This window comes from Pseudoalteromonas sp. T1lg76, from assembly GCF_002964725.1.
Taxonomy (GTDB): Bacteria; Pseudomonadota; Gammaproteobacteria; order Enterobacterales; family Alteromonadaceae; genus Pseudoalteromonas.
This window is the reverse complement of record NZ_PQCE01000007.1, coordinates 73364-81587: the sequence shown is the minus strand read 5'-3', so window position 1 is coordinate 81587 and position 8224 is coordinate 73364. Positions and strand designations below refer to the sequence as shown.

General features: G+C 50.2%; 8 protein-coding genes. 5 read left to right on the top strand and 3 right to left on the bottom strand.

Translation table 11 applies throughout. The features are described from left to right. Window positions 1–232: 232 nt before the first annotated feature. Complete coding sequence (gene cmoB, locus C2M35_RS03045) at window positions 233–1201, bottom strand: tRNA 5-methoxyuridine(34)/uridine 5-oxyacetic acid(34) synthase CmoB (protein ID WP_105258399.1); 969 nt, start codon at window positions 1199–1201, stop codon at window positions 233–235. Between the two features lie 11 nt (window positions 1202–1212). Further along, a complete protein-coding gene (cmoA, locus tag C2M35_RS03040) occupies window positions 1213–1938 on the bottom strand; it encodes a carboxy-S-adenosyl-L-methionine synthase CmoA (protein WP_105264574.1) in 726 nt (241 codons plus the stop codon). A gap of 227 nt (window positions 1939–2165) precedes the next feature. On the opposite strand from cmoA, the gene C2M35_RS03035 reads away from it, so the two are divergent. After that, complete coding sequence (locus C2M35_RS03035) at window positions 2166–2855, top strand: DUF3334 family protein (RefSeq protein WP_105264573.1); 690 nt, start codon at window positions 2166–2168, stop codon at window positions 2853–2855. A 17-nt stretch (window positions 2856–2872) separates the two neighbouring features. Here C2M35_RS03035 and C2M35_RS03030 read toward each other — a convergent pair whose 3' ends face one another. Beyond that, a complete protein-coding gene (locus C2M35_RS03030; protein WP_105264572.1) occupies window positions 2873–3730 on the bottom strand; it encodes a DUF72 domain-containing protein in 858 nt (285 codons plus the stop codon). A 193-nt stretch (window positions 3731–3923) separates the two neighbouring features. On the opposite strand from C2M35_RS03030, the gene aspS reads away from it, so the two are divergent. The 4 genes from aspS (at window position 3924) to ruvB (ending at window position 8003) form a co-directional block, all read left to right on the top strand. Continuing rightward, window positions 3924–5711 carry an aspartate--tRNA ligase gene (gene aspS / locus C2M35_RS03025; protein ID WP_105264571.1) on the top strand — a complete coding sequence of 596 codons (1788 nt, stop codon included), beginning with the start codon at window positions 3924–3926 and terminating at the stop codon, window positions 5709–5711. Window positions 5712–5840: 129 nt separating this feature from the next. Then, window positions 5841–6362 carry a crossover junction endodeoxyribonuclease RuvC gene (ruvC, locus tag C2M35_RS03020; protein WP_105200498.1) on the top strand — a complete coding sequence of 174 codons (522 nt, stop codon included), beginning with the start codon at window positions 5841–5843 and terminating at the stop codon, window positions 6360–6362. Window positions 6363–6364: 2 nt separating this feature from the next. Beyond that, window positions 6365–6985, top strand: a complete 621-nt coding sequence (gene ruvA, locus C2M35_RS03015) for a Holliday junction branch migration protein RuvA (protein WP_105215488.1) — start codon at window positions 6365–6367, stop codon at window positions 6983–6985. Between the two features lie 13 nt (window positions 6986–6998). Beyond that, on the top strand, window positions 6999–8003 hold the full coding sequence (gene ruvB, locus C2M35_RS03010) for a Holliday junction branch migration DNA helicase RuvB (RefSeq protein ID WP_105264570.1): 1005 nt from the start codon (window positions 6999–7001) through the stop codon (window positions 8001–8003). Window positions 8004–8224 lie beyond the last annotated feature (221 nt).

Genomic DNA, 8224 nt, shown 5'->3' with positions numbered 1-8224 from the left:
GGCGAGCAAGACCGAAGCAATGCTTCGCAGCTTAGCGAGGTGAGCGCATGGATGCGCGATGTAACCAAGCTTCATGGATGAATTTAACCAGATAAATCAGTGATTATATTCACCAGAATGCGTTTAGATTGAACATAAAGTAAACCACAAAGATAAACAGGCCCTCTAAACGCCGGGCATTTTACAGCAAATGCCGCGGCTTAGCTAGGAAAAGGAGGACCTTTGTCCTTGTTTATGCAGTGGCCACAATAACGGCTCTTAATGGTGCCGGATAGCCCTCAATAGTCTTGTTTGGATCATTAGGGTCTAGGAAATCGGCCAGAGATTCATTTTCCATCCATTCGGTGCGGCGCTGCTCGTTGAGCGAGGTTTGGTCGGTGTCGACGACGCGAATATCCTTAAAGCCAACACGGCGCATCCACAGCATCAGGGCTTCTGTGCTGGGGATATACCAGACATTACGCATTTTCGCATATCTGTCCTCGGGTACCAGAACTGTATTGATATCGCCCTCAATAACCAGGGTTTCTAACACCAGTTCGCCGCCTTTGCGCAACTGAGCGCGCAACTGGGCCAGGAAGTCGATGGGCGAACGGCGGTGATACAGCACGCCCATGGAAAACACGGTATCAAAGGCTTTGAGTTCCGGCAGTTGTTCCACCCCTAACGGCAGCAGGTGTACCGCTGGGTCTGGGTTATAGTGCTTAATGGTTTGGAACTGACAAAGGAATAAATCGCTTGGGTCAATGCCGACTACCAGCTCGGCACCTTCGCCGCGCATACGCCATAGGTGATAACCCGAGCCACAGCCGATATCCAGCACCTTGCGCCCATGCAGTGGGCTGATATGAGGTAAAACTCGATCCCATTTCCAGTCGCTGCGCCATTCGGTATCAATATCAATGCCGAACAAAGAGAAGGGACCTTTACGCCAGGGCATAAAACGCTGCAATAAATGGATAAGCTGCTTGCGCTGGCCTTCGTTAATATCCTCGCTGGTACCTACTTGCACCTGAGTTTGAATATTCACTTCTGAGGCGTTCAATTCAGGCAGGTTATTGAGTACTTTTTGCCATTTCGGCATATCGCCATGGCGGGCTTCGTCTTGCCAGTGTTGTAGTTGCGCCGGCAAGGTATTGAGCCAATGGCTGAGCTCGGTGCAGGCAATATGGCGATAAAATTCGTTAAACCACTGATTCATAGTTGTTCCGTTTATTTAATTGCGACCATGGAGCAAAAGTTAAAGCATTGATACCACACCTGGGTTTGGCTGAAGCCAATCTCATTAAGGCGGGTGAGGTGTGTGCTCAGGGTGTCGGTGCGCATCACATTCTCGATGGCGGTACGCTTTTGGCTGATCTCCAGCTCGGAATAGCCGTTGGCGCGCTTAAAGTCGTGGTGCAGATCGATCAACAGGTCGTCGACGATTTGATTTTCACCACGCAGCTTTTCGCTCAACAGTAAAACGCCGCCGGGCTTAAGGGCGTTGTAGATACGGCTTAATAGCGCCTGGCGTTTTTTCGGCTCGATAAACTGTAAGGTGAAGTTCATTGCCACTACAGAAGCATTTTCTAATTTGGCGTCTAAGATATCGCCCAACTCAACCTTGACCGGTACCGTGGAGCGAAAGCCTTCAAGGTGTAAACGGCAACGTTCAACCATGGCTGCGGAATTGTCGATGGCAATGATCTCACAGCCGGTTTGGTTCAGGTTGCGGCGCATGCTCAGGGTCACGGCGCCCAAGGAGCAACCTAAGTCATAGAGGTTACTGTTGTTTTGCGCGTACTTACCGGCAAGTTTGCCCAGGGTGCTGACTATGGTGGCGTATCCGGGGACCGAGCGCTCGATCATATCGGGGAATACTTCCACTACCTTGGCGTCAAAAGTGAAGTCTTTTACTTGTTGTTCAGAGGCGTAAATACTGTCTTTGGCTGACACTTTGCTAAGCTCTAGCTAGAAACGATGACGTTATTTTATCATTTTTGTGCTGTTTGTGGGCAGCTTTAGTCGGCGATTATGTACGGGCATTAACCCTGTGTGCTGGCCAAGGAGATATAAGAGCAGGAACAATGATAAAAAAGCGCGAATAAACCAAGCCTATTTGCCGTTAATTCAATATGTTAGTCGCGGCAATGCGCCATTAACAGCAGCAAGTGAGACTGTGCATGAGCAAAAGCAAAGTAATTAGCACCGATGATATCCTCGCTACCTTGTGTCATTCGGTCACTCAGGTCTTATCGTCCGCCAGTGGCAATAGCATAGGTTATTCCGCCATGGTGCAGAAAATATCGCACACTTGTATGCGCCCGGACCTAGGCTGTTTTGTGCTGTTTGACGGCGGTTTTAGCGCCTTAGTGGTGACCAACTTCAGCGCTGGGGCGGCGCTGGAAATTTACGGCAATTACCTGCGAAACATGGGTATGCCACAGAGTGAGCTGGCAAAAAGCCATTTATCCGATGATGTGGCCAATGTGCTCGGGGAGTTGATGAATCAGATTGTCGGCGACTTTAGCAAAAAAGTGCGTGAACAACTGCACACTTCCATCAGTCAAAACCAGCCGAAAATGATGGCTATTAATAAGCAGGTGCAGATCTCCGTCGATACTACCTCAGACAGACCGCAGGCGCGACGGGTCACCTTTACCACCCAAAGTCAGCATATCTTCTATCTTGAAATGGCGATGGAAAAAACCGAGTTTTTTAAGCTGCGTGATTTTGATATCAATGAAGACTTGGATACACGTGAAGCAGCCGACTTGGATAAGAGCGCAACTAATACCCGCGCCAAGGCCAAGCAAGCGCAAGACGTAGAGCAGGATATCGATGATGACTTTATGGAAAACCTCGGTTTATAGCGGTGAGCCTCGAGAGACTAAAAGAAACTGCTTTGCTGGTTGTATTCGCCGGCAAAGGGGTCGACAGCTCTATGATGATAACCGCAGTGGGCTTTTAAATCTTGAGCAAACTGTCGTGCTAATAAGGGTGCGCCATGATTGTCCGCGGTGTGCAAAAACACATAGGGCTCACGGCCTTCATCCAGCCATTGCTTAATCTTTTTGAGCCAAGGTTGATAGTAGCTTTGATATTCATCCCCCATGGCGGCGATAACAAAACGCACGATAGGACGCTGGCCCAAAGCAATAGCATGCACGGGGAGGTGGGGCTTCTTTTGCTGAGCATCAATAATGGCGTCGTTATAAGGCTTGGCGGCAAACAGCGTCCGGGTATCCATGCACACACGATCTATGCCCTGCTCGAAACAGTAGCGATTAAGCTGTTTCTCGCCATCCCCTTTGGTGAAAAATTCAGGATGCCTGACTTCTATGCTGCGGCCAATATCGGCGGGTATCTGTGCCATAAAGTGTTGTAAGCGACTCTGGTGCATGGGGGCAAAACTGGCGGGCAGTTGCAACATCAGGGATCCGGTTTTTTCCAGCAAGGGTGACATTAACTTCAACCAGGTATGTACCGCCTGTTTATCACATTGCAGCGCCAGGTCGTGGCTAAAACGCTTGGGAAACTTAAAGGTAAAGCGAAAGTCATCGCCGGTGGCCTCATGCCAGCGCTGTACTGTCTCAGTCTTGGGATCGGCATAAAAGGTGGTGTTCCCTTCCACCGAGTTAAACACCTGGGCATATTGTGCCAGCATCTGGGCGTTTTGACAGTCGGACGTAAAAAGACTGCCTTTCCAGGCGTTATTGGCCCATTGTGGGCAACCCAAATACAACATCTGTGCTTTTGCTCTTGTCTTTATTTGCTCTGATACGCAAATGCTACCATAGCTTGGGTCTTCAAGGTGGTGAATAAATAGCCAAGCCGTAGTTTGCTTCGTGACATTGACCGCCGTTTTTATATAATTGACGCAATTTATTTGGCCACTGCGTGCATTTAGCTCACGCGCTTACAATTAAAACAGGAATATTATGCGCTCTATATATTGCGGACACTTGAATAAAAGCCATGTCGACCAAGAGGTTACTCTTTGTGGTTGGATCAACAAACGCCGTGATCTAGGCGGTTTGATCTTTGTCGATGTGCGTGACCGCGAAGGCCTGGTGCAGGTGGTGTTTGACCCTGAAGTAGAAGGGTTAATGGATATTGCCAACAAAATTCGTCAAGAATTCTGTGTCCAGATCAAAGGTGTGGTGCGTGCTCGCCCCGAAAGCCAAGTAAATAAAGATATGGCCACAGGTGAAGTTGAAATTCTTGGCACCGCGCTTGAAATCATCAACCGTGCCGAAGCCTTACCGCTGGACTTTAACCAGCAAAACTCGGAAGAGCGTCGTCTTAAATACCGTTATCTTGACCTGCGTCGTCTTGAGATGAGCGATCGCATTAAACTGCGCGCCAAGGCTTCAAGCTTTGTACGTCGTTTCTTAGACAGCAACGACTTCCTTGATATCGAAACTCCGGTATTGACCAAGGCGACACCAGAGGGTGCTCGTGACTACTTGGTACCTAGCCGCGTACACCACGGCAGCTTCTACGCCTTGCCACAGTCGCCGCAGTTATTTAAACAGTTGCTGATGATGTCTGGTTTCGACCGTTATTATCAAATCGTGAAATGTTTCCGTGATGAAGACTTACGTGCCGACCGTCAGCCTGAATTCACCCAGATCGATATCGAAACCTCGTTTATGACGTCAGATCAGGTTCGTGCTATCACCGAAAAACTAATTCGTGATATGTGGCAAGAGCTACTGAACGTTGATCTTGGCGAATTCCCTGTGATGGGTCACGAAGAAGCCATGCGTCGCTTCGGTTCGGATAAGCCGGACTTACGTAACCCGATGGAACTTATCGACGTTGCCGACTTAGTGAAAGACGTTGAGTTTAAAGTATTCTCAGGCCCGGCCAACGATGAAAAAGGCCGTGTAGCTGTACTTACCGTACCAGGCGGTGCTGAGTTATCACGCAAACAAATCGATGATTACACTAAGTTTATCGGCATCTATGGTGCAAAAGGTCTGGCCTGGATGAAGGTTAACGACCGCGACGCCGGTGTTGAAGGCGTGCAATCACCGATCGCTAAATTCCTAAGTGAAGAAGTGATCACTGCCTTGCTAGAGCGCACCAATGCGCAATCTGGCGACATCATTCTATTTGGTGCCGACAGCCGCAACGTGGTTAACGAAGCCATGGGTGCACTACGCTTGAAAATCGGTTTAGACCTTGAGCTAACAGATTTAAGCAAGTGGGCACCGCTTTGGGTTGTTGACTTCCCAATGTTTGAAGAAGACGACGAAGGTAACCTGCACGCGGTACACCACCCGTTCACGGCACCAAAAGGCGTAAGCCCAGAAGAGCTGGAAGCCAACCCGGCAGGCACCTTATCCGATGCCTATGACATGGTCTTAAACGGCTACGAAGTCGGTGGTGGCTCGGTACGTATTCACAACAGCGCCATGCAAGAAACAGCTTTCCGCATCTTGGGTATTGAAGAGCAGGAGCAACAAGAGAAGTTCGGCTTCTTACTGGATGCCTTGAAGTACGGTACGCCTCCACATGCGGGTCTGGCCTTTGGTCTTGACCGTCTGGTAATGCTGCTATGTGGCACGGACAACATTCGTGACGTAATCGCCTTCCCGAAAACTACTCAGGCTTCATGCTTGATGACGGATGCGCCAAGCGGTGCCAACCCGGATGCGCTTAAAGAGCTGGGTATCGCCATTGCACCTAAAGCAAGTGCGACAGCGGAGCAGGGTGAGTAATCCGCTCGCTCAGACACAGAGTTCAATCTTAAAAGCGGCTTAGGCCGCTTTTTTCTTGTGCCTCGCCTTTACACTGGTCATCCATACAGTTACCATTGTTTGGTGCAATAACAAGAATAAGGTTTCTGGGTGAGTATTATTTTGGGGATTGACCCTGGCTCGCGATTCACCGGTTACGGCGTGGTGCGCCAGCAAGGACAGCGCTTTGTCTATCTGGGCAGCGGCTGTATTAAGCTTGGGGAGAACGCGTTTCCAACGCGCTTAAAAATGATCTACCAAGGTGTCACCCAGTTGATCGAACAGTTTAACCCCGACGCCTTTGCCATTGAGCAGGTCTTTATGGCCCATAACCCGGACTCGGCACTCAAGCTTGGTCAGGCTCGCGGTGCCGCTATCGTTGCCGCCACCATGGCAGAGCTGGGCGTACATGAGTATTCCGCGCGCCAGGTAAAACAAGCCGTGGTGGGTAAGGGCTCGGCAGAAAAAGCACAAGTTCAACATATGGTTAAGCATATTTTAAAGCTGCCGGCGACGCCCCAGGCGGATGCCGCCGATGCCTTGGCCATTGCCATGTGTCATGGTCACTCACAACAAAACCTGATTAAATTAGCCGGCCAAGCGCGCAAAACCGTGCGTGGTCGTTTGAGGTGAATATGATAGGAAGAATTCGCGGACAATTAGTCGAAAAACAGCCTCCAGAAGTGCTGGTGGATGTGGCCGGTGTCGGCTATGAAATCAGCTTGCCCATGAGCTGTTTTTACGCCTTGCCTGAGTGCGGCGAAGACGTCACCCTGTTTACTCATTTTGTGGTGCGTGAAGATGCCCAGCTTCTATTCGGTTTTAACACCAAAAGCGAGCGCGCTCTGTTTCGAGAGCTGCTAAAAGCCAATGGTGTGGGTCCTAAACTTGGCCTTGGCATTCTCTCTGGCATGTCGGCGGAGCAGTTTATCCGCTGTGTCCATCATGGCGATGCCAGCACCTTAGTGAAATTGCCTGGGGTGGGCAAGAAAACCGCCGAGCGTCTGGTGCTGGAAATGAAAGACAGACTCAAAGACTGGGGGCCGGATTTATTCACGCCATATACGGATGCGGCGCCCCTTAGCGGTGCAGGTGGTGATACCTTAGTAGCCGCCAATGCCACAGACGATGCTATTGCTGCCCTGGAAGCCTTGGGTTATAAGAATAGCCAGGCAACAAAAGCGGTGAAAGCCGTTGCCCAGGAGGCCATGACCTCGGAGCAAATGATCAAGCAAGCGCTTAGGGCGATGCTGTAACAGAGATAAGTGAATGATAGAAGCGGATAGACTAATTGAGCCCCAGCAGCAGGGCAATGAAGACGTGGTCGATAGAGCCATACGACCTAAGCTGCTGGCGGACTATCATGGTCAGCCTCATGTAAAACAGCAAATGGATATCTTTATCGAGGCGGCACGCTCTCGCAGTGAGGCCTTGGATCACCTGCTTATCTTCGGTCCGCCGGGCTTGGGTAAAACCACTTTGGCGAACATAGTCGCCAACGAGCTGGAGGTGAGTATTAAAACCACTTCAGGCCCGGTATTAGAAAAGGCCGGCGATTTGGCGGCCTTGCTAACAAATTTAGAAGCCCATGATGTGCTCTTTATCGATGAAATCCATCGCATGAGCCCGCATGTGGAAGAAATTCTCTACCCGGCCATGGAAGACTATCAACTCGATATCATGATAGGCGAGGGGCCGGCAGCGCGCTCAATCAAGTTAGATTTACCGCCCTTTACCCTTATCGGTGCAACGACTCGGGCTGGCTCTTTAACCTCACCGCTGCGCGACCGTTTCGGTATTGTCCAGCGCCTGGAGTTTTATAATGTCGATGATCTGGCATCCATAGTTAAGCGCTCTGCAACTCATCTTGGTTTGAGCATAGACGAGCAGGGTGCATACGAGGTTGCTAAACGTTCGCGGGGCACGCCGCGTATTGCCAATCGCTTGTTGCGCCGCGTTCGTGACTTTGCCGAGGTGAAAGGCGATGGCAGCGTATGTGTCGATATTGCCGCCCAGGCTCTGGATATGGTGGATGTTGATAAAAGCGGTTTTGATTACATGGATCGTAAGTATTTACTGGCGATCATCGAGAAGTTTATGGGTGGGCCGGTTGGTTTGGACAACCTCGCCGCCGCCATAGGCGAAGAAAAAGAAACCATTGAAGATGTGATTGAGCCTTATCTGATCCAACAAGGCTTTATTCAACGTACGCCAAGAGGGCGTATTGTCTCTGATCATGCCTATGCTCACTTTGGTCTGCATAAGGCGACCTAACTCAGGGTGTGTAAAATCGCATTTTATTAGCCGAGCACTAATTAGCCGAGCCATAAGCTCGGCTTTTTTATGCCCGGAATACCTCTGTAGGTCGGGATTCATCCCGACAAAAGTGCACTATTGGCACCTTGTCGACGCTAAGCACCGGCCGACAACAGACAGCCAATTGCTTGTCATACGACAGCCGATTCACAGCGGATTAAGGCTGCACCGATTAGGGT

Bases quoted from the DNA above. Each gene is read 5' to 3' on its own strand.
- cmoB (WP_105258399.1), bottom strand. From the start codon at position 1,201: ATGAATCAGTGGTTTAACGAATTTTATCGCCATATTGCCTGCACCGAG.
- C2M35_RS03035 (WP_105264573.1), top strand. From the start codon at position 2,166: ATGAGCAAAAGCAAAGTAATTAGCACCGATGATATCCTCGCTACCTTG.
- C2M35_RS03030 (WP_105264572.1), bottom strand. From the start codon at position 3,730: ATGTTGTATTTGGGTTGCCCACAATGGGCCAATAACGCCTGGAAAGGC.
- aspS (WP_105264571.1), top strand. From the start codon at position 3,924: ATGCGCTCTATATATTGCGGACACTTGAATAAAAGCCATGTCGACCAA.
- ruvA (WP_105215488.1), top strand. From the start codon at position 6,365: ATGATAGGAAGAATTCGCGGACAATTAGTCGAAAAACAGCCTCCAGAA.
- ruvB (WP_105264570.1), top strand. From the start codon at position 6,999: ATGATAGAAGCGGATAGACTAATTGAGCCCCAGCAGCAGGGCAATGAA.